Raw genomic sequence first — 22,625 nt, 5'->3', positions numbered from 1 at the left:
CGGCTCCCCGCTCCACGCGTCTTCGCCCCGCAGCACGAGGAGGCCGCGCCATGCGCGCCGCAGTCATCGAGGAACTCCACCGCCCGCTCGTCCTCCAGGACGTGCCCGACCTCGTCTGCCCGCCGGACGGCGCGATCGTGCGGGTCGGGGCGAACGGCATCTGCCGGACCGACTGGGCCCTGTGGGCCGGGCAGTTCTGGACCGGCGGGCCTCGGGTCGAGGCCCCGTTCGTGCTCGGCCACGAGTTCGCCGGCACCGTGGTGGAGGTCGGCCGCGACGTCCGGGGATGGAAGGAGGGGGCCCGCGTCATCTTCCCGATGAACCCCGGCGAAGGCTCGTGCGAGTTCTGCCGCAGCGGCAACCAGCACGTCTGCGAGCACGTGGACTCCCTGGTCCCCGGGGTCTCGTACTGGGGCGCCTTCGCCGAGTACGTCATGGTGCGCTTCGCCGACGTCAACCTGGTCGAGGTGCCCGAGGGCGTCGGCTTCACCGACGTCGCCGCGCTGGCCTGCCGCTACATGACGGCGTTCCACGGGGTCGTCGACCAGGCGCGGGTCCGCGGCGGCGAGTGGGTCGCGGTGTACGGCGCCGGGGGCGGCACGGGGCTGTCGACGGTGGAGATCGCCGCGGCGACGGGCGCCAACGTCATCGCGATCGACATCACCGACGACAAGCTGGACGCCGCCCGCGCGCTCGGCGCGGTCCACACCGTGAACGCCGCCGCGACCGACCCCGTCGAGGCCGTGAAGACCCTGACCGGCGGCGGCGCCCATGTGTCGGTCGACGCCGTGGGCATCGCCGCCGCCTGCCGCAACTCGGTGCTGTCCCTGCGCACCCGGGGCCGCCACCTCCAGCTCGGGCACACCACCGCCGCGGAGCAGGGCGACGTCGCCCTGCCGATCGACGTCATGATGGTCAAGGAGCTGGAATTCGTGAGCGCCTTCGGCATGCAGGGCCAGCGCTTCGGCACCATGCTCAACATGATCGCCGCCGGCCGGCTCAGCCCCGGCCGGATCGTCTCGCGCACCGTCGGCCTCCACGAGGCGAGCGAGGTCCTGGAGTCCCTGGAGACGTACGGGCCCACCGGTGTCGTCGTCATCGACACGTTCGACGCCTGAACCGTCCTCACCCGCTGATCCCTCCCTCCTCGAAAGCAGGCACGACCATGGCCGAGACCCGCACGCACGATTCCCGTCGGCACGATTCCCGCAGGCCCGATTCCCGTCGGCTGATGGACCAGGAGCTGAGCCTGGCCCTCGACGCGGTCCCGATGACCCCCAACGGCGCGTTCGACCTGACCGACCTGGCCACCACGCGCGCGGCGTTCCGTGCCCAGGCCGAGTCCGCCGCCGAGAGCTCGCCCGCGAATCCGTCGGTCGCCGTCGAGGAACACCTCGCGACGCGAGCGGGCCGAGCGGGCCGAGCGGGCCGAGCGGACGGCGGGGACAGCCCGGACGGCCTCGACGTGCCGGTGCCGGTCCGCCTGCTGCGTCCCACCACCGCCTCGGGACCGCTGCCGGTCCTGCTCTGGTTCCACGGCGGCGGCCAGGTGCTCGGCTTCGCCGCCCAGGACGAGCCGTGGCTCGGCGAACTCGCGGCGAGCCTCGGCTGCGCCGTCGCCTCGGTCGACTACCGGCTCGCCCCGGAGACGCCCGCCCCCGGCGCCGCCGAGGACGGCTTCACCGCCTACCAGTGGCTCTGCCGGGAGGCGGAGGCCCTGGGCCTGGACGCCACCCGCATCGGCATCGCCGGCCAGAGCGGCGGCGGCGGGATCGCGGCGGCCACGACCCTCCTGGTCCGCGACCGGGGCGCCGCGGCACCGCTGTTCCAGTCGCTGACGTATCCCATGCTCGACGACCGCAACCGGACCGCGTCGAGCCACGAGATCACCGACATCGGCATCTGGGACCGCTCGACCAACCTGCTGGCCTGGCAGGCGATCCTGGGCGACCGCGCCGGCACCGAGGACGTCTGCCCGTACGCGGCCCCCGCCCGCGCCGCCGACCTCGCCGAGCTGCCGCCCACGTTCATCACCGTCGGCGACCTCGACTGCTTCCGGGACGAGGACCTCGACTACGCCGCCCGGCTGCGTGCCCAGGGCGTCCCGGTCGAACTCCACCTCTACCCCGGCGCCTACCACGCGTTCGACCTCATCGCCCCCGGCTCCCGGCTGGCCACCGCCTTCCACCGGACCTGGTTCGACTACCTCGCCCGCCAGTTCGACGCCGTACCGGTCGCGGCCTGACACCGCGACCGCGCGCCGGGGGCCACCGTGCACGGCCCCCGGCCGGCGGGCCGGGAAAACCGGGTACCGGCGTGGCGATGAGTTTTCCGGTCCCGGCCGGTCTACATCTCGAAGGGACATCCACGCACTCCGGGAGTACAGACATGGGAATCGTCCAGATCGAGCTGTTCGCGACCCTCGACCTCGTCGCGCAGGCACCGGGCGGACCGGACGAGGACCCGACGGGGTTCCCGTTCGGGGGCTGGCAGGCGCCGCTGCTGAACGAGGTCACCGGGGCGCAGATCCTCGCCGCGTACGAGGGCACGGACGCCCTGCTGCTCGGCCGGCGGACGTACGACATCTTCGCCGCGTACTGGCCGCACCAGAAGGACGGCGAGATCGCCGAGCTGTTCAACCGCGTCCCGAAGTACGTGGCCTCCCGGGGCACGCCGGAGCTCCCGTGGGACGGCTCCACGCAGCTCGGGCCGGACCTGGCCGCCGCCGTGCGGGAGATCCGCGAGCGGCACGGGAACGTCAAGGTCGTCGGCAGCCTGGACCTGGTGCAGACCCTGCTGCGGGAGCGGCTCTTCGACCGCCTGGACCTGTGGGTGCACCCGATCGTGCTCGGCGTCGGGAAGAAGGTGTTCGACGGCGGCGCCGTCCCCACGAACCTCGCCCTCCTCGAACCGCCGACCGCCGGGCCCGAGGGCACCGTGTACCTGCGCTACGCCCGCGTCGACGGCGTCCCCGCGACGGGCGACATGAGCGCGCCCGACCGGGGCCTCGGCCGGGGCGGCGACAGCGACGGCAACAGCAGCAGCGACGGCCGGTGAGCTGAGATGGCCACCGTCGCCGTCCGCGGCACCGTCCTGGGCATCGAGTCCTTCGGTGACCACGACGCACCGCTCGTCCTGCTCGCCGGCGGGCCCACCATGCTCTCCTGGCCCGACGCGCTCTGCGAGCGCCTCGCAGCCGGCGGACGCCGGGTGGTGCGCTACGACCTGCGCGACAGCGGGGAGTCGGCGACGGTGGACCCGCAGGCGCCCGCCTACACCCTGCGCGACCTCGCCGCCGACGCCGCCGCCCTCGCCCACGCACTGGGCGGGGCGCCCGCGCACCTCGCGGGGACCGGCGTCGGCGGGATGGTCGCCCAGGTCGCCGCCCTCGACCACGCCGACGCCTTCTCCGCCCTCACCCTGGCCGGCACCCGCCCGGTCGCCCCAGGCCCGCCCGACGAGGACCTCCCCGACCACGACCGGGCGGTCATGGGCCGGTTGTTCGCCCGACCGATGCCCGACTGGAGCGACCGCGAGGCGGTCGCGGAGTTCGCCGCCGTCGGCGCGGGCATCCGCGGCGACGACCCCGCCGCCGCACGCGAACGGGCCGCGCGCATCTGGGACCGCACCCCCGGCACCGCGCCCCCGGTCCAGCTGGCCAACCAGTTGGGCACCGTGTTCACCCGGCTCGACTGCGGACCCCGCTGGCGCGAACGCCTGCCCACGCTCGGCCTCCCCACGCTCGTCGTCCACGGCCGCCACGACCCCCTCTTCCCCCTCGGCAACGGCGAAGCCCTGGCCCGCGAGATCCCCGGCGCACGGCTCCTCGTCCTCGACCACGCCGCCATCGGGATCCCCGACGCCGCGGCGGACGCGGTCGCGGCGGCGATGCTCGGCCTCGGCGCCCTGTCGAACCCCGGACCGGAGGAGCCACCCACCGATCCGACCTGACGCGCACCCCGGGGGCGGGCGCGGCGGGGAACCCACCGGCCGGCCGTGGTGATCGCCGGCACCCCGGAGGCGGAAGAATGGACCGGGTGACCAGCACCCAGCCCCTCCCCCGGGGCCTCACCTCCCTGATCCCCGACGCCCGCACCCGGGCCACCCCCGGCGAGCGCGCCGCCTCGCAGCTCCTCCACCTGCGCGAGGCCACCGTGCCGGTCCCGCTCCTCGCCGCGGCCGCCGAGCTGATCACCCCCCAGCTCACGGACCCCGACCCGGCCACCCAGGAGGCGGCGGCCACCGTCCACGCGCTCCTGCTCGCCGCCATCGAGGACGCCGCCCCCGACCGCTAGGTGGTCGCCGTCGGCGTCGACACCCCTCCGGCCCGGAGCGTGATCAGCCCGCGTTCGACGCGTCGGCCCCCTTTGCCGGCTCGGCAGTGACCTGCCTCAGCACAACCGTCGACGACGGCATGACGGCGTACCAGGTGTTCGCACTCTCGTCGGCGGCCGGGGCCCAGGCCGCCACGACGGGAAGTTCGCAGTGGTCGCCGGCCTCCAGCGGGGGCAGCGCCCAGGACATGCCGTGGCGGCCGAAGTCCACACCCCAGGAGCTGAACAAATGGTCGTACACCTCGTCCATCAGCGCAGCCCACCGCCGGGGCGCCTCTCCCTGGAGGGCTGCACAGCAGATCGCCTCCTCGTCGTTGCCGCCCACCGTGAGCCGGGTCGCGTCGTCTTCCACCGTGACAGCGGCCAGCCCCTGACCCCCGTCCCACCCCGCGTCGGCGCCCTCCGGCAGCCACGTCGGCAGCTCCGCCGAGAACCGCACCCGCCCGAGCGGCGCGGTGGCATCGATCCGCCACACCGCCGCGCGGCAACCGGTCAGCGGCCCCCAGGTCTCGGGGTCGAGCTCGGGATCGTACGGGGTCAGCAGCAACTCGACGGTGGCCCCGGGCGTCACCCAGCGGGCCAGCGTGCGGTCGCCCGGCAGCTCGAACAATTCGTCGGGCACCTGCGGAAGGACGGTGTTCCCGATCCTCGTGGCGAAGGCCAGCGGGCCGAACGGCGTGTCGACGGACGGCGCAACGGCGGAACGCAGGCGAATGCGCGGGACGGCGGGGAGCAGCATCGCCCCAGCGTACCGAGGTGCGGCGTGCCAGGATTCGCCGGACCGGACCTGGCCTTGCACGGTCCCGGTCAGGCCGCGAGGCCCAGGCCGGGGGCGACTGTCCCGGGGGCGAGGCAGAGGAGCGGGCCCGCAGGCAGCTGATCACCGCGCCGAGGGAGGACAGGATGAGGCCGCTGGTCAGGTGGGAAGGCAGCCCACGACAGACGTGACAGCCCCGCAGAAGAGTTTCTCAGGGCCCCTCGCAGCGGCGGGCCGCGGCAGCCAGGGCGCTGCGCCGGATCAGGCCGACTCCCGGGCGGATCAGGAACCAGTACGCCGCGAAGCGCCGCCTCGCGCGCGGGTCGGTGCCCTGGATCCGTGTCTCCGTCACCAGTCGTGAGCCGCCGCCGTGCGCGAACACCTCGTGGGAGATCACCGCCTTCGCCCAGCCCGGCTCGCCGAACGCCACGAACCCCCCGCCGCCGTCACCCAGTCGCGCCGGCGCCCGGGGCACCGGGTCCCAGAACCGCGCGACCCGGCCCAGCACCAGCACCCGCCCCGGCTCGTCGGCCAGGGTCACCCAGCGGTCGTCCCGGCGGAAGAGCTCCGCCAGGGGCACCGACCGGTCCAGGAGGTCGGGGCCCGTGCCGCGCAACCGCGAGGGCAGGGTCCGCAGCGCCAGCAGCAGCCGGGGCAGCGGGAGGTCGGCCAGCGTGACCTTCTGCAGCGCCGCCCAGACCTGCTCCGGCGGCGCCGCCAGAGTGATTCCGTGAACCGTTCGGTGCCCGTACACGGGCAGGAAGCGATCCAGCGTCTCGTCCATGGGGAACAGGCCTTTCCGAAGTCCGGAGCCGAGGACGGGGCCCGGCACTCCCTCGCCCGCCGGGTGGGCCGCACACCCGCCGACAGCATGTCGCGCCGCACCCTCAACCACCACTCCGGACCCGGGAGTTGCCGGAACCGGACACCGCAGGACCTCGCGTCCCGGCTGCGGCGCGGCCCGAGTGGGCGGTATGCGAAGGATGGGCGGTTCGATGTGGTGTGGTGTGGTCGTGCGGGATCCGGGCAGACGCCGGGGGTCCTACCGGCGCGAGGGAAGGGGTTCACCATGGCCGACCCGGCGAAGGGCACGGAGCGAGAGGCGCGGCAACCAGCACCGGCCCGGGACCGCCCCGGTGACGGGGTGATCGAGACCGACGTCCCCGCGCGGCTGGACCGGCTGCCGTGGTCGGGCTGGCACTGGCGGATCGTGATCGGGCTGGGGACGGTCTGGATCCTCGACGGTCTGGAGGTGACGATCGTCGGCAACATGGCGGCCCGGCTCGCCCAGAGCGGCAGCGGGATCGCCATCTCGACGACGCAGGTCACCACGATCGCGGCCGCCGTGTACGTCGCGGGGGCGTGCAGCGGAGCGTTGTTCTTCGGCTGGCTGACCGACCGGCTCGGCCGCAAGAAGCTCTTCATGGTCACCCTGGCCGTCTACCTGGTGGCCACCGCCGTCACCGCGTTCTCGTGGAGCGCCTGGTTCTTCTTCCTCTGCCGCTTCTTCACCGGATTCGGCATCGGCGGCGAGTACGCGGCGATCAACTCCGCGATCGACGAGCTGATCCCGGCCCGGGTGCGCGGCCGGATCGACCTGGTGATCAACGGCAGCTTCTGGATCGGCGCGGCGATGGGCGCCTTCGCCTCCATCGCCCTGCTGAACACCGCCCTGTTCGCGACCGATCTGGGCTGGCGACTGGCCTTCGGCATCGGCGTGGTCTTCGGCCTGGTCATCCTGCTGGTGCGCCGGCACGTGCCGGAGAGTCCGCGCTGGCTGTTCACCCACGGCCGGGCCGAGGAGGCCGAGGAGGTGGTGGCCGAGGCCGAACGGATCGTGCGGGAGGAGTACGGCCGCGAACTGCCGCCGGTGGAGGGCGAACCGATCCGCATCCGCGAGCGCGGCCCGCTCGGCTTCGGCACCATCGCCCGCACGGTCGTCACCCGCTACCCGCGCCGCACGGTGCTCGGCCTGTCGCTGTTCATCGGGCAGGCCTTTCTCTACAACGCGGTGACCTTCGGCTACGCGGTGATCCTCACCAAGTACTTCGCCGTTCCCGAGGGCGACACCGGCTACTACTTCGCGGTGATCGCGGTCGGCAACTTCCTCGGACCGCTGCTGCTGGGCGGCCTGTTCGACTCCGTCGGACGGAAGCCGATGATCGCCGGCACCTACATCGGCTCCGGCGTGCTGCTGTTCGGCACCGCGCTGCTCTTCCAGCAGGGCTCGCTGTCCGCCGTCACCATGACCGCGTGCTGGACGGCCGTCCTGTTCCTGGCCTCCGCCGGCGCCAGCTCCGCCTATCTGACGGTCAGCGAGATCTTCCCGCTGGAGACCCGGGCGATGTGCATCGCCTTCTTCTACGCCGTCGGCACCGCCGTCGGCGGCATCAGCGGCCCCCTGCTGTTCAACGGCCTGGTGAGCAGCGGGAAGGTCTCCGACACCACCCTGGCGTTCTGCATCGGCGCGACCCTGATGACCCTCGCCGGACTGGTCGAGGCGGCGATCGGCGTCAGGGCGGAACGGCGCAGCCTGGAGTCGCTGGCCGCCCCGCTCGGCGCGGTCGAACCCACCCGGACCACGTAGCGACCGGTCCCACCAGGTGCCGTCGCCGTCCGGGGACGGCTCCGCACGGGTGACGGGCGGTGCGGTGCGGGCCCGATCTCCCGGGCGGCGGCTCGGCGCGGTGTCACCATCTGGGGCGTATCCGGCACGATTCGACCGGTTCCCCCTGGAGGATCCCCGTATGAGCCGCCGTACCCACCGCCCCGCCCTCCTCACGGCCCTGGCGCTCGCCGTCGTCCCGCTCGCCGGCTGCGGCGGCGTCGACGCCGGGACCGGCGGGCCCGGCCCGGTGGCTGTCGCGCCCCCGCCGCCCGAGAAGGCCTTCGGCCAGGCCTGCGCGGCGATGCCGGGCGACGGCGCGGGCAGCCTCGACGCGATGGGCCGCCTGCCGGTACTGGGCGCGATCGACCAGACCAAGGACCTCTCCCAGCTGTCCGCCCTGGTGAAGACGGCCAAGGCGAAGGACATCTTCGACTCGATGGAGAACGTCACCGTCTTCGCCCCGAACGACGCGGCCTTCGCGAAGCTGAGCGAGGACCAGAAGAAGGCCCTCACCACCCAGCAGGGCGCCGGCGACCTGGTCCGCAAGCTCATCGTCGTCCGCGACCTGCGCAAGGACGACCTCCAGGACAAGCAGTACACCTCGCTCCAGGGCGCCGCGATCAAGGCCACCGGCAGCGGCGAGGACTACCGCGTCGGCGGCGCGCAGGTGCTGTGCGGCAGCATCAGGACGGCCAACGCGCGGCTCGCGATCCTGGACACCGTGCCGGCCTTCGGCTGACGCTCCGCACGCGGGCCCCGGCCCCGGCCCGGCGGCCCCCGCCCCGTGCCGGGGCCGCGCCATCCGGGCCGCTCCGGCCGGTTGCGCCGAACGGTGACCGGGATGGGCCGAAAGCGCGGATTCCGGCACAAAAGCTGACTGACACGTCATCAGATCGTCCCAATGGGCGCTTCTTCTCGACAGTCTCTGATCTCATCTGCGTTCATTCGCCTGATTTGTCGTGTTGTCCGCCCAGCTGTGCCCGTGCGTGCACGGTCGCGAGAGGAGACGCCGGATGGCCCCGGTGAGGTCGTTGCTCGGCGGTCGGTTCCGGACGGCGATGCGCGGTGCGCTCGCGCTCCTGTGCCTGGTCCCCCAGGGCGGACTGGCGCTCGCCGCCGCCCCTCCCGCCTACGGTCCGCAGGGCCTGCCCCGGGAGCAGCGGGCCCTGACCGCGTGCACGCCGAGCGGCAGCTTCACCAACTGCGCCCGCGTCACCTACAGCGGCGGCGACCAGACCTTCACCGTGCCGGCCGGCGTGACCACCGTCTACGCCCGGGTGTTCGGCGCCGGCGGCGCGGGCTCTCCCCGCGACTACTACACCGGCCAGTACGGCGGCGGCGGTGGCGGCTACACCACCGGCACCCTGGCGGCGACACCCGGTCAGGCACTGACCCTCACCGTCGGCCAGGGCGGTCGGCTGAACAGCACCACCTCGACGTACGGCGGCGGCGGCGCCGGCGGCCAGGGCTACACGGCCGCCAACGGGTCCAGCGCGACCGGTGGCAGCGGCGGCGGCATGAGCGCCGTGTGGAACGGCGCCTCCGGCACCAACCCACTGGTGGTGGCCGGTGGCGGCGGCGGCTCCTCCCCCGGCGCCGACGCCACCACCCCGGCGGCGGGCGGCGGCGGTGGCAGCAACGGCGGCCAGGACAACCAGCCCGCCGCCTCCGGCCGGGGCGGCACCCAGAGCGCGGGCGGCGCCGCCGCCACCCAGACGGCGTGCGCGGCCGCCACCGCCGGAGCCCAGTACCAGGGCGGCCGCGGCGCCTCCAGCCCGCAGAACGAGGGCGGCGGCGGAGGCGGCGGCGGCTACTACGGCGGTGGCGGCGGCGCCTGCCAGCGCGGCGGAACGCTCGACGCCAACGGCATGGGCGGCGGCGGCTCCGGCTACAACCGGGGCACCGGCGTCACCAACACCCAGACCTCCAACGGCACCAACAGCAGCGGCAACGGCGTCGGCGGCACCTCGGGCGGCCGCGGCGACGCCCAGTACACCAGCGGCAGCGGAATCGGCGACGGCGGCGGCTACACCAACGGCGGCAACGGCGAGATCGTCCTCGAATGGGTCACCCAGGTCGGCCTGTCCGTCAAGAAGACCGCCTCCCCCACCACGTACGTCCCGGGACAGCGGCTCACCTACACCTTCGTGGTGAGCAACGCCGGGCCCGCGCCGGCCGTCAACGCGGCCGTCCGCGACGCGCTGCCGTCCGCGCTGTCCGGCTTCACCTGGACCTGCGCCTCCGGTGGCACCGGCAGCAGCTGCGGCGCCGCGAGCGGCACCGGCAACCTGGACACGACGGCCACGATCGCGGCCAACAGCTCCGTGACGTACACCGTGACGGGCATCGTCCCGTCGGCCACCACGGGCACCCTGTCGAACACGGCGACCGTGACCCGCCCGGCCGCCAGCACCGACCCCAACTGCGGTCCGACCTGTTCCAGCACCGTCGACACACCCGGGCGCGTCACCACCGGCCTGTCGGTCACCAAGACGCCCGACAAGAACCCGTACGTGCCCGGCCAGCCGCTCACCTACACCATCGTGGTCAAGAACGACGGCCCCTCCGACGCCATCGGCACCTCGGTCAAGGACACCCTGCCCACCACGATCCGGAACTTCTCCTGGACCTGCACCGCCGCCGGGGGCGGCAGCTGCGGCAGCCCCGCCTCCGGCACCGGCGACATCAACACCACCGTCGACCTCCCGGCGGGCGGCCAGGTCACCTACCGCCTCACCGGCACCGTCCCCGCCGACGCCACCGGCTCCCTCGACAACCGGGCCACCGTCACCCCGCCGGGCGGCACCACCGACCCGAACTGCTCCCCCAGCTGCACCAGCACCGCCAACCCCGTCCCGCCCGGCAACCAGGCCAACCTGGTCGTCTCGAAGACCCTGCTGACCAGCCCCGTGGTACCGGGGCAGCAGATCAAGTGGCAGGTCAAGGTCACCAACAACGGCCCGTCCCGGGCCCGCAACGTCGTGGTGACGGACCAGGTCCCGGCCGGCGTGACCGCCGCGAGCATGGCCAACGACCAGGAGGGCGCCGCCTGCCCGATCAGCGGCGGCACCGCCACCTGCCCCGCCGTCGAGATCCCGGTGAACGGCACCGCCAGCTGGACCCTCACCGGCACGCTCGACCCCAACGCGACCGCGACGCCGACCAACACGGCGCTGGTCACCGGCGGCCCCGACCCGTCGGCCTCCACCCGCACCGCCGTCGCCTCCCCGACCGCGAGCCCCTCGCCGCAGGCCAACCTCACGATCTCGAAGACGCTGCTGACCAACCCGGTCGTGCCCGGCGCGCAGATCCAGTGGCGGGTGACGGTGACCAACAACGGGCCGTCCCGGGCCCGGAACGTGGTCGTGACGGACCAGGTGCCGGCCGGCGTCACCGGCGCGACGATGCGCCAGGGTGTCGACGGGGCCGACTGCCCGATCAGCGGCGGCACCGCCACCTGTCCCGCCGTCGAGATCGCGGCCAGCTCCTCGCAGACCTGGACCCTCACCGGAACCCTGGACCCGAACGCCACCGTGACGCCCACCAACACGGCGGTGGTCACCGGCGGCCCCGATCCGGGGGCCACCGCCCGCACCGCGGTCGCCTCGCCGACCGCGAGCCCCTCGCCGCAGGCGAACCTCACCGTCTCCAAGTCGCTGCTCACCAGCCCGGTCGTGCCCGGGCAGCCGGTCCAGTGGCGGGTGACGGTGACCAACAACGGGCCGTCCCGGGCGCGGAACGTGGTCATCACCGACACCGTCCCGGCCGGGGTCAGCGGCGCGACGATGACCGCCGACACGGGCGGCGCCAACTGCCCCATCAGCGGCGGGACCGCGACGTGTCCGGCGGTCGAGATCCCGGCCGGCTCCTCGCTCAGCTGGACCCTCAGCGGGACCCTCGACGCCAACGCGACCACCACGCCGACGAACACGGTCACGGTCACCGGCGGCCCGGACCCGGCAGCGTCCACCCGAACGGCGGTCGCCTCCCCGACCGCGAGCCCCTCGCCGCAGGCGAACCTCAAGGTCAGCAAGTCCCTGGTGACGAACCCGGTGGTGCCCGGGCAGCGGATCGAGTGGCGGGTCAACGTCCTCAACTCCGGTCCGTCCCGGGCCCGGAACGTGGTCGTCACCGACACCGTCCCGGCCGGGGTGACCAACCCCGTGATGACGGCACCGGACGGTACGACCTGTCCGATCAGCGGCGGCGTCGCGACCTGCCCGGGAGTCGAGATCCCGGCCGGGCAGGCGCTGAACTGGACCCTCACCGGCACGCTGGACCCGAACGCGACGGCGACGCCGACGAACACGGTGACGGTCACGGGCGGACCGGACCCGACCGCGTCCACCCACACCGCCGTGGCCTCACCTTCGGGCTCGCCGTCGCCGCAGACGGACCTGACGGTGTCGAAGGTCCTGCTGACCAACCCGGTCGTCCCGGGGCAGCAGATCCAGTGGCGGGTCACCGTGACCAACAACGGGCCGTCACGCGCGCGTGACGTCGTGGTGCGGGACCAGGTGCCGACCGGCGTCACCGGCCCGACGATGACCGCCGACACGGGCGGCGCCAACTGCCCCATCACCAGCGGCGTCGCCGCCTGCCCGGCCGTCGAGATCCCGGCCGGCTCCTCGCTGAGCTGGACCCTCACCGGCACCCTGGACGCCAACGCGACCACCACACCGACCAATACGGTGACGGTCACCGGCGGACCCGACCCCGCTACCCCGACGCATACCGCCGTGGCCTCGCCCTCGGGCTCACCGTCGCCGCAGGCCAACCTCACCGTCTCCAAGGTCCTGCTCACCGATCCGGTGGTCCCCGGCCGCCAGATCCAGTGGCGGGTCACCGTCACCAACAACGGCCCCTCGCGCGCCAGGAACGTGGTCGTCAGCGACACCGTCCCGGCCGGGGTGACCAACCCCGTGATGACGGCCTCGGACGGGACCGGCTGCCCGATCAGCGGCGGCGTCGCGACCTGCCCGGCAGTCGAGATCCCGGCCGGCTCCTCCCAGACCTGGACGCTGACCGGCACTCTCGCCTCCGACGCGACCTCGACGCCCGTGAACTCGGTGACGGTCACCGGCGGACCGGACCCGGCGGCCTCCACCCGGACGGCGGTCGCCTCCCCGACCGCGAGCCCCTCGCCGCAGGCGAACCTGACGGTGTCGAAGGTCCTGCTGACCAACCCGGTCGTGCCGGGGCAGCAGATCCAGTGGCGGGTGACCGTGACCAACAACGGGCCGTCGCGGGCACGCGACGTGGTCGTGCGGGACCAGGTACCGGCGGGCGTCACCGGCCCGACGATGACCGCCGACACGGGCGGCGCCAACTGTCCCATCACCGGCGGGGTCGCCACCTGCCCGGCCGTCGAGATCCCCGCGGGTTCCTCGCTGAGCTGGACCCTCACCGGCACCTTGACCGCGGACGCGACGGCGACGCCGACGAACACGGTGACGGTCACGGGCGGACCGGACCCGACCGCGTCCACCCACACGGCCGTGGCCTCGCCCTCGGGCTCGCCGTCGCCGCAGGCCAACCTCACCGCCTCGAAGGTCCTGCTCACCAACCCGGTCGTGCCCGGACAGCAGATCCAGTGGCGGGTCACCGTGACCAACAACGGCCCGTCGCGGGCACGCGACGTCGTCGTGCGGGACCAGGTACCGACCGGCGTCACCGGCCCGACGATGACCGCCGACACGGGCGGCGCCAACTGCCCCATCACCAGCGGGGTCGCCACCTGCCCGGCCGTCGAGATCCCCGCGGGTTCCTCGCTGAGCTGGACCCTCACCGGCACCTTGACCGCGGACGCGACGGTCACACCGACCAACACGGTGACGGTCACCGGCGGGCCCGATACGGCCACGCCGACGCACACGGCTGTCGCCTCACCGACCAACTCGCCCTCGCCGCAGGCCAATCTGACCACCTCGAAGGTGCTGCTCACCAACCCGGTCGTCCCCGGACAGCAGATCCAGTGGCGCGTCAGCGTCACCAACAACGGACCCTCTCTGGCACGGAACGTGGTCGTCACCGACACCGTTCCGGCCGGGGTCGGCAGCGCCTCGATGGCAGCGGCCGACGGCACTCCCTGCCCCATCAGTAACGGTACGGCGACCTGCCCGGCCGTCGAGATCCCGGCCGGCGCCACGCTGACGTGGACGCTCACCGGCACGCTCGACGCCAACGCGACCGTGACGCCCACCAACACCGCAACCGTCACCGGCGGGCCCGACCCCGCGACCCCCACCCACACGGCAGTGGCCTCGCCCACCAACTCGCCCTCGGCGCAGGCGAACCTCACCACTTCGAAGGTGCTGCTCACCAACCCGGTCGTCCCCGGACAGCAGATCCAGTGGCGCGTCAGCGTCACCAACAACGGACCCTCCCGGGCGCGGAACGTGGTCGTCACCGACCAGGTGCCGGCCGACGTCAACAACCCGGCCATGACGGCAGCCGACGGCACTCCCTGCCCGATCAACAACGGAACGGCGACCTGCCCGGCCGTCGAGATCCCGGTCGGGCAGACCCTCACCTGGACGCTCACCGGAACCCTGGCTCAGGACGCCACGGTCACACCGACCAACACCGCCACGGTGACCGGCGGGCCCGATCCGGCCACGCCGACGCACACGGCTGTCGCCTCGCCGACCAACTCTCCCTCGCCGCAGGCCAATCTGACCACCTCTAAGGTTCTGCTCACCAACCCCGTCGTCCCCGGACAGCAGATCCAGTGGCGCGTCAGCGTCACCAACAACGGACCCTCCCTGGCGCGGAACGTGATTGTCACCGACCAGGTGCCGGCCGGGGTCGGCAACGCCTCGATGACGGCGGACACCGGCGGAGCCAACTGTCCGATCGCCAACGCTCTCGCGACGTGTCCGGCGGTCGAGATCCCTGTCGGCCAGACGCTGACGTGGACGCTCACCGGCACTCTCGACGCGAACGCGACCGTGACTCCGACCAACACCGCGATCGTGACCGGTGGCCCGGATCCCGCGACACCGACCCACACCGCCGTCGCCTCGCCCACCAACACGCCTTCGACACAGGCGAACCTGACTGTCTCGAAGGCGCTTCTCACCAACCCCGTCGTCCCCGGCCAGCAGATCCAGTGGCAGGTCAGTGTGACGAACAACGGACCCTCCCGTGCCCGCGACGTCGTCGTCACCGACACCGTTCCGGCAGGCGTGACCGGCGCCAGCATGAAGGCGGACGCCGACAACACGCCCTGCCCCATCAACAACGGAACGGCGACCTGCCCGGCCGTCGAGATCCCGGTCGGCGCCACGATGACATGGACGCTCACCGGAACGCTCGACGCCAACGCGACCTTCACGCCCACCAACACCGCCACGGTCACCGGGGGCCCCGACCCCGCAACCCCGACCCACACGGCGGTGGCCTCGCCCACCAACACGCCTTCGACACAGGCGAACCTGACCGTCTCGAAGTCGCTGCTCACCAACCCCGTCGTCCCCGGGCAGCAGATCCAGTGGCAGGTCAGTGTGACGAACAACGGACCCTCGCGCGCCCGCGACGTCGTCGTCACCGACCAGGTGCCCACCGGGGTCAACAACCCGGCCATGACGGCAGCCGACGGAACCAACTGCCCGATCAACAACGGCACCGCAACCTGCCCAGCCGTGGAGATCCCGGTCGGCGCCACGATGACGTGGACGCTCACCGGAACGCTCGACGCCAACGCGATCACCACACCCACCAACACCGCCACTGTCACCGGCGGACCCGACCCCACGACGCCCACGCACACGGCCGTCGCCAGCCCCAGCAACTCACCCTCGGCACAGGCGAACCTCACCACCTCCAAGGTCCTGCTCACCAACCCGGTCGTCCCCGGGCAGCGGATCCAGTGGCAGGTCAACGTCACCAACAACGGACCCTCCCGCGCCCGCGACGTCGTCGTCACCGACACCGTGCCAGCCGGGGTCAACAACCCGGCGATGACGGCAGCCGACGGCACTCCCTGCCCCATCAGTGGCGGTACGGCGACCTGCCCTGCCGTGGAGATCCCCGTCGGGCAGACCTTGACGTGGACGCTCACCGGAACGCTCGACGCCAACGCGACCACCACGCCCACCAACACCGCCACAGTGACCGGCGGACCCGACCCCACCACACCCACCCACACCGCCGTCGCCAGCCCCAGCAACTCACCCTCGACACAGGCGAACCTCACCACCTCCAAGGTCCTGCTCACCAACCCGGTCGTCCCCGGACAGCAGATCCAGTGGCAGGTCAACGTCACCAACAACGGACCCTCCCGCGCCCGCAACGTCGTCGTCACCGACACCGTGCCAGCCGGAGTGACCGGCGCCAGCATGAAGGCGGACGCCAATAACACGCCCTGCCCGATCAACAACGGAACGGCGACGTGTCCGGCCGTGGAGATCCCGGTCGGGCAGACCCTCACCTGGACACTCACCGGAACCCTCGACGCCAACACGACCACCACGCCCACCAACACCGCAACAGTCACTGGCGGACCCGACCCCGCGACCCCCACCCACACGGCGGTGGCCTCGCCCACCAACACGCCTTCGACACAGGCGAACCTGACCGTCTCGAAGTCGCTGCTCACCAACCCCGTCGTCCCCGGACAGCAGATCCAGTGGCAGGTCAACGTCACCAACAACGGACCCTCCCGCGCCCGCAACGTCGTCGTCACCGACACCGTGCCAGCCGGAGTGACCGGCGCCAGCATGAAGGCGGACGCCGACAACACGCCCTGCCCGATCAACAACGGAACGGCGACCTGCCCGGCCGTCGAGATCCCCGTCGGCGCCACGATGACGTGGACGCTCACCGGAACCCTCGACGCCAACGCGACCGTCACGCCCACCAACACCGCCACGGCCACCGGGGGCCCCGACCCCGCAACCCCGACCCACACGGCGGTGGCCTCGCCCACCAACACGCCTTCGACACAGGCCAATCTGACTGTCTCAAAGTCGCTGCTCACCAACCCGGTCGTCCCCGGGCAGCAGATCCAGTGGCAGGTCAGCGTCACCAACAACGGACCCTCCCGCGCCCGCGACGTCGTCGTCACCGACACCGTTCCGACCGGAGTCAACAACCCGACAATGACGGCAGCCGACGGAACCAACTGCCCAATCAACAACGGCACCGCAACCTGCCCAGCCATCGAGATCCCTGTCGGCCAGACGCTGACGTGGACGCTGACCGGCACTCTCGACGCCAACGCGACCGTCACACCGACCAACACGGCTGTCGTCACCGGCGGACCCGACCCGGCCACACCGACCCACACGGCCGTCGCCAGCCCCAGTAACTCGCCCTCGGCGCAGGCGAACCTCACCGTGTCGAAGGTGCTGCTGACCAACCCGGTCGTCCCCGGACAGCAGATCCAGTGGCAGGTCAGCGTCACCAACAACGGACCCTCCCGCGCCCGCAACGTCATCGTCACCGACCAGGTGCCGGCCGGGGTCGGCAACGCCTCGATGACGGCGGCCGACGGGACGGCCTGCCCGATCAACGGCGGGACGGCGACCTGCCCTGCCGTGGAGATCCCGGTCGGACAGACCCTGACCTGGACGCTCACCGGAACCATGGCTCAGGACGCCACGGTCACACCGACCAACACCGCTACGGTGACCGGCGGACCCGACCCGGCCACACCGACCCACACGGCCGTCGCCAGCCCCAGCAACTCACCCTCGGCGCAGGCGAACCTCACCGTGTCGAAGGTCTTGCTCACCAACCCGGTCGTCCCCGGACAGCAGATCCAGTGGCAGGTCAGTGTGACGAACAACGGCCCCTCCCGCGCCCGGGACGTCGTCGTCACCGACCAGGTGCCCACCGGGGTCAACAACCCGGCCATGACGGCAGCAGACGGAACCAACTGCCCGATCAACAACGGCACCGCAACCTGCCCGGCCGTCGAGATCTCCGTCGGACAGACCCTCACCTGGACACTCACCGGAACACTCGACGCCAACGCGACCGTCACGCCCACCAACGCCGCCACGGTCACCGGGGGCCCCGACCCCGCAACCCCGACCCACACGGCGGTGGCCTCGCCCACCAACACGCCTTCGACACAGGCCAATCTGACTGTCTCGAAGGCGCTTCTCACCAACCCGGTCGTCCCCGGACAGCAGATCCAGTGGCAGGTCAGCGTCACCAACAACGGCCCCTCCCGCGCCCGCGACGTCGTCGTCACCGACACCGTGCCGGCAGGCGTGACCGGCGCCAGCATGAAGGCGGACGCCGACAACACGCCCTGCCCGATCAACAACGGAACGGCGACGTGCCCGGCGGTCGAGATTCCGGCCGGCGCCACGATGACGTGGACGTTCACCGGCACGCTCGACGCCAACGCGACCGTCACGCCCACCAACACCGCAACCGTCACCGGCGGACCCGACCCCGCCACACCCACCCACACCGCCGTCGCCTCACCCACCGACACGCCCACGCCGCAGGCCAACCTCACCGTCTCCAAGACGCTGCTCACCAACCCCGTCGTCCCCGGACAGCAGATCCAGTGGCGCGTCACCGTCACCAACAACGGACCCTCCCGCGCCCGCAACGTCATCGTCACCGACCGGGTGCCGGACGGGGTCGGCGGGCCGAGCATGACGGCCGGCGACGGGAGCGTCTGTGCGATCGCGAACGGGACGGCGACGTGCCCGGCGGTCGAGCTGGAGGTCGGACAGGCGGTCTCCTACACGCTGAGCGGCACCCTGATGCAGGACGCGACCGTCACGCCGACCAACACGGCCGTCGTCACCGGCGGGCCCGACCCGGCCACGCCGACGCACACCGCCGTCGCCTCGCCGACCGCGAGTCCCGAACAGCGGGCGAGCCTGACCGTCGCCAAGGCGCTGCTGACCGACCCCGTCGTTCCGGGCGAGGTCGTCCAGTGGCGGGTCACGGTGACCAACAACGGTCCGTCCAAGGCGCGCAACGTCGTGATCACCGATCGGATCCCGGACGGGGTCTCCGACGCCGTCCTCCAGTCGGACGCCGACGCGTCCGCCTGCCCGATCACCGGCGGGACGGCCATCTGCCCGGCGATCGAGCTGGAGGTCGGGCAGACCGCCTCGTACACGCTGACCGCGACGCTCGCCCCGGACGCGACCGTGACGCCGACGAACACGGTGACGGTCACCGGCGGTCCGGACCCGGCCACACCCACGCACACCGCGGTGGCCTCGCCGACCGCCGTACCCACACCGCAGGCGAACCTGAGCATCGCCAAGGCGCTGCTGACCAACCCGGTCGTCCCCGGGCAGCAGATCCAGTGGCGGGTGACGGTGACCAACCACGGCCCCTCGCGGGCCCGGAACGTCGTCGTCACCGACACCGTCCCGGCGCAGGTCAACGGCGCGGCCATGACCTCGGACGCCGACGGGACCAACTGCCCGATCACCGGCGGGACGGCGACCTGCCCGGCCGTGGAGATCCCGGCCGACGGCAGCGTCTCCTACACCGTCACCGGGACGCTCGACCCGGCGGCGACCAGCACTCCGGTCAACGTGGCCGTCGTCACCGGCGGACCCGATCCGACGGCGACCGCCCACACGGCGACCGCGCACGCCAGCGAGACGGTCGAGCCCCGGGCGAGCCTCACCGTGTCGAAGGCGCTGCTCACCGACCCGGTCGTGCCCGGTGAGACGATCGCCTGGCGGATCAGCGTGACCAACAACGGGCCGAGCGTGGCCCGCGAGGTCGTGGTGAGCGACCGGATCCCGGAGGGTGTCGTCGGCGCCTCGCTCTCGCCGGACGCGACGCGGGCGGCGTGTCCGGTCACGGGCGGCACCGCCGTCTGCCCGCCGGTCGAGATCCCGGTCGGTGGGACCGTCACCTACACACTGAGCGGGACGCTGGCGCAGGACGCCACGGTGACGCCGGTCAACACCGTGGTGGTCACCGGCGGGCCCGATCCCGCCACGCCGACGCACACCGCCGTCGCCTCGCCGACCGCGAGTCCCGAACCGCAGGCGAAGCTGACGGTCTCCAAGGTGCTGGTGACCGACCCGGTGGTACCCGGACAGCAGATCCAGTGGCGGGTGACCGTGGTCAACAACGGACCCTCCCGGGCCCGGAACGTCGTCGTCACCGATCGGGTTCCGGACGGGGTGTCGGGGGCCTCGATGGCGTCGGACGAGGACGGCACCGCCTGTCCCGTCGCGAACGACAGCGCCACCTGCCCGGCGATCGACCTGGAGGTCGGGGAGACGGCCTCGTACACGCTGAGCGGCACGCTGGCCCAGGACGCGACCGTCACCCCGACCAACACGGTGGTGGTCACGGGCGGGCCGGACCCGGCCACGCCGACGCACACGGCGGTGGCCTCACCGACCGGTGGTCCCGAGCCGCAGGCCAACCTCGTCGTCGCGAAGGTCCTGGTCACGGACCCGGTGGTACCGGGGCAGCGGATCCAGTGGCGGGTGACGGTGACCAACCACGGGCCCTCGCGGGCGCGGAACGTCGTCGTCACCGACCGGGTGCCCGCAGGGGTGTCCAACGCTTCGATGGCGGCCCAGGACGGCACCGCGTGCGCCGTCGCCAACGGGACGGCCACCTGCCCGGCCGTGGAGCTCGCGGCCGGGGAGACCCTGGCCTGGACCCTGACCGGCACGCTCGACCCCGATGCCGTCGTCACGCCGGCCAACACGGTGGTGGTCACCGGCGGGCCCGACCCGGCCACGCCCACCCACACCGCCGTCGCCTCGCCGACCGGCAGTCCCGAGCCGCAGGCCAACCTCGTCGTCGCCAAGGTGCTGGTTACCGACCCGGTGGTACCGGGACAGCAGATCCAGTGGCGGGTCACCGTCACCAACCACGGGCCCTCGCGGGCCCGGAACGTCGTCGTCACCGACCCGGTGCCCGCGGGGGTCGACGGCGCCACGATGACGGCGGACGACGGCACGGCCTGCCCGATCACGGACGGGACCGCCACCTGCCCCGCCGTGGAGCTCGCGGCCGGAGAGACGCGGACCTGGACCCTGACCGGCACGCTCCACGCCGGCGCCACCGTCACACCGACCAACACCGTCACCGTCACCGGCGGGCCCGACCCGGCCACGCCGACCCACACCGCCGTCGCCAGCCCGTCGGGCACGCCGGTGCAGGAGGCCCGCCTCTCGGTCTCCAAGGCCCTGCTGACCGATCCGGTCGTGCCCGGGCAGCGGATCCAGTGGCAGGTCTCGGTGACCAACCGGGGCCCGTCCGTGGCCCGTGACGTGGTGGTCACGGACCGGGTGCCCGCCGGAGTGAACGACGCTTCGATGACGGCGGAGGACGGCGCCGCCTGCCCGATCACCGGCGGGACGGCGACCTGCCCGGCCGTCGGGATCCCGGTCGGGGAGACCCGGACCTGGGCCCTGACCGGAACGTTGGACGCCGCCGCCACCGTCACTCCGACCAACACCGTGACGGTCACGGGCGGGCCCGACCCGGCCACGCCGACCCACACCACCGTCGCCAGCCCGTCCGTCGGGCCGGTGCCCCAGGCGCACCTGACCGTCGCCAAGGTGCTGGTGACCAACCCGGTCATGCCGGGTGCCGCGGTCGAGTGGCGGGTGACCGTGACGAACGAGGGGCCCTCCCTGGCCCGGGGTGTCGTCGTCACGGACCGGATCCCGGCCGGTGTGCTGGACGCCTCAATGACGGCGGAGGACGGCACCGCCTGCCCGATCACCGACGGGACGGCGACCTGCCCGGCCGTCGAGATCCCGGTCGGCCGGACGCTCTCCTGGACGGTGAAGGGGACGCTCGACCCGGGCGCGACCGTCACGCCGACCAACACGGCGACCGTCACGGGCGGCCCCGACCCGGCCACACCCACGCACACGGCGGTGGCCTCGCCCTCGGAGTCGCCGTCGGCGCAGGCGCGGCTGAGCGTCGCCAAGGTGCTGCTGACCGACCCGGTCGTCGCCGGGCAGCGGATCCAGTGGCGGGTGACCGTGACCAACCACGGGCCCTCGCGGGCGCGGAACGTCGTGGTCGCGGACCGGGTGCCCGCCGGGGTGAACGGCGCCTCGATGACGGCGGACGACGGCACCGCCTGCCCGATCACCGACGGAACGGCGACCTGCCCGGCCGTCGAGATCCCGGTCGGCGGGACGGCGGGCTGGACGCTCACCGGCACGCTGGATCCGGATGCCACGGCCGTCCCGCTCAACACGGTGGTGGTGACGGGCGGGCCGGACCCGGACGCGACCGCTCACACGACGGTGGCCAGCCCGACCGTGCCGATCACCGCGCGGCACGACCTGCTGCTCACCAAGCGCGCGACGCCGGCGGACCCGAAGGCCGGTGACCGGGTCACGTACACCGTCACCGCCACCAACCGGGCCGGTGGCACGTACTTCGGCGCGGTCGTCACCGACGACCTCTCCGGGGTCCTGGACGGAGCGGTCTACGGTCTCGACGCCCACGCCGACACCGGGCGGACCGCCTACGCGGCGCCGCGCCTGACGTGGACGCTGGACCTCCGGCCCGGAGCGACGGCGACGCTCAGCTACACCGTCACCGTGAAGCCGGGGGCGGGTGGAGCGACGCTCGTCAACCGGCTCTCCGCCGACGGGTCCAACTGCCCCGGCGGCGCCGACGGGAACGGCAGCGGCAATGGCGGCGGCGGGGCGCGGCGGGCGGCGGCGGTGAGCGCGAGCGGCAACTGCTCGACCACCACCACGGTCCGCGGGCTGCCGAGCCCGAGCCCCAGCCCGACGACTCGGCCTCCGCTGCCGCCCACCGGCAGCGGCAGCCCGAAGCCGGCACTGCTGCTCACCGTGCTGTTCCTCGCCCTCGGCGGCCTGCTGGTGACGGCGCGGCGCTCCCGCCGCTGACGTCCGCCGAACATCGCCCGGGCGGTCGGCTCTGCCGGCCGCCCGGCGGTGGTTCGCGGCGGCGCGACCCGGCAACGTGACCCGGCGGT

10 protein-coding genes are annotated in these 22,625 nt (G+C 73.2%); 8 read left to right on the top strand and 2 right to left on the bottom strand.

What is annotated here, in order from left to right; all coding sequences use genetic code 11:
• Positions 1-50: 50 nt before the first annotated feature.
• From ACW14Y_RS39735 to ACW14Y_RS39715, 5 genes are all read left to right on the top strand, one after another.
• A complete protein-coding gene (locus tag ACW14Y_RS39735) occupies positions 51-1,118 on the top strand; it encodes an alcohol dehydrogenase catalytic domain-containing protein (RefSeq protein ID WP_456985253.1) in 1,068 nt (355 codons plus the stop codon).
• Between the two features lie 113 nt (positions 1,119-1,231).
• Complete coding sequence (locus ACW14Y_RS39730; RefSeq protein WP_456985252.1) at positions 1,232-2,245, top strand: alpha/beta hydrolase; 1,014 nt, start codon at positions 1,232-1,234, stop codon at positions 2,243-2,245.
• 143 nt (positions 2,246-2,388) lie between these two features.
• Positions 2,389-3,057 carry a dihydrofolate reductase family protein gene (locus tag ACW14Y_RS39725; protein ID WP_380391638.1) on the top strand — a complete coding sequence of 223 codons (669 nt, stop codon included), beginning with the start codon at positions 2,389-2,391 and terminating at the stop codon, positions 3,055-3,057.
• A 6-nt stretch (positions 3,058-3,063) separates the two neighbouring features.
• Positions 3,064-3,951 carry an alpha/beta fold hydrolase gene (locus ACW14Y_RS39720; RefSeq protein WP_456985251.1) on the top strand — a complete coding sequence of 296 codons (888 nt, stop codon included), beginning with the start codon at positions 3,064-3,066 and terminating at the stop codon, positions 3,949-3,951.
• Positions 3,952-4,037: 86 nt separating this feature from the next.
• On the top strand, positions 4,038-4,295 hold the full coding sequence (locus ACW14Y_RS39715; RefSeq protein ID WP_159400532.1) for a hypothetical protein: 258 nt from the start codon (positions 4,038-4,040) through the stop codon (positions 4,293-4,295).
• Between the two features lie 43 nt (positions 4,296-4,338).
• Here ACW14Y_RS39715 and ACW14Y_RS39710 read toward each other — a convergent pair whose 3' ends face one another.
• Both ACW14Y_RS39710 and ACW14Y_RS39705 read right to left on the bottom strand, forming a co-directional pair.
• Positions 4,339-5,073 carry a hypothetical protein gene (locus ACW14Y_RS39710; RefSeq protein ID WP_456985250.1) on the bottom strand — a complete coding sequence of 245 codons (735 nt, stop codon included), beginning with the start codon at positions 5,071-5,073 and terminating at the stop codon, positions 4,339-4,341.
• Positions 5,074-5,302: 229 nt separating this feature from the next.
• Positions 5,303-5,875 (bottom strand): hypothetical protein, encoded by a 573-nt coding sequence (locus ACW14Y_RS39705; protein WP_456985249.1) that lies wholly within the window; start codon positions 5,873-5,875, stop codon positions 5,303-5,305.
• A gap of 285 nt (positions 5,876-6,160) precedes the next feature.
• On the opposite strand from ACW14Y_RS39705, the gene ACW14Y_RS39700 reads away from it, so the two are divergent.
• From ACW14Y_RS39700 to ACW14Y_RS39690, 3 genes are all read left to right on the top strand, one after another.
• Complete coding sequence (locus ACW14Y_RS39700; RefSeq protein WP_456985248.1) at positions 6,161-7,678, top strand: MFS transporter; 1,518 nt, start codon at positions 6,161-6,163, stop codon at positions 7,676-7,678.
• A 160-nt stretch (positions 7,679-7,838) separates the two neighbouring features.
• The gene (locus tag ACW14Y_RS39695) at positions 7,839-8,438 is read left to right on the top strand and encodes a fasciclin domain-containing protein (protein WP_456985247.1); all 600 of its coding nucleotides are present in this window, start codon (positions 7,839-7,841) and stop codon (positions 8,436-8,438) included.
• Between the two features lie 274 nt (positions 8,439-8,712).
• Complete coding sequence (locus tag ACW14Y_RS39690; protein ID WP_456985245.1) at positions 8,713-22,536, top strand: DUF7927 domain-containing protein; 13,824 nt, start codon at positions 8,713-8,715, stop codon at positions 22,534-22,536.
• Positions 22,537-22,625: the final 89 nt, after the last annotated feature.

The sequence above is a fragment of the Kitasatospora sp. cg17-2 genome, from assembly GCF_054031055.1.
The sequence above is the reverse complement of the archived record's forward strand: the minus strand, read 5'-3'. Positions and strand labels throughout refer to the sequence as shown.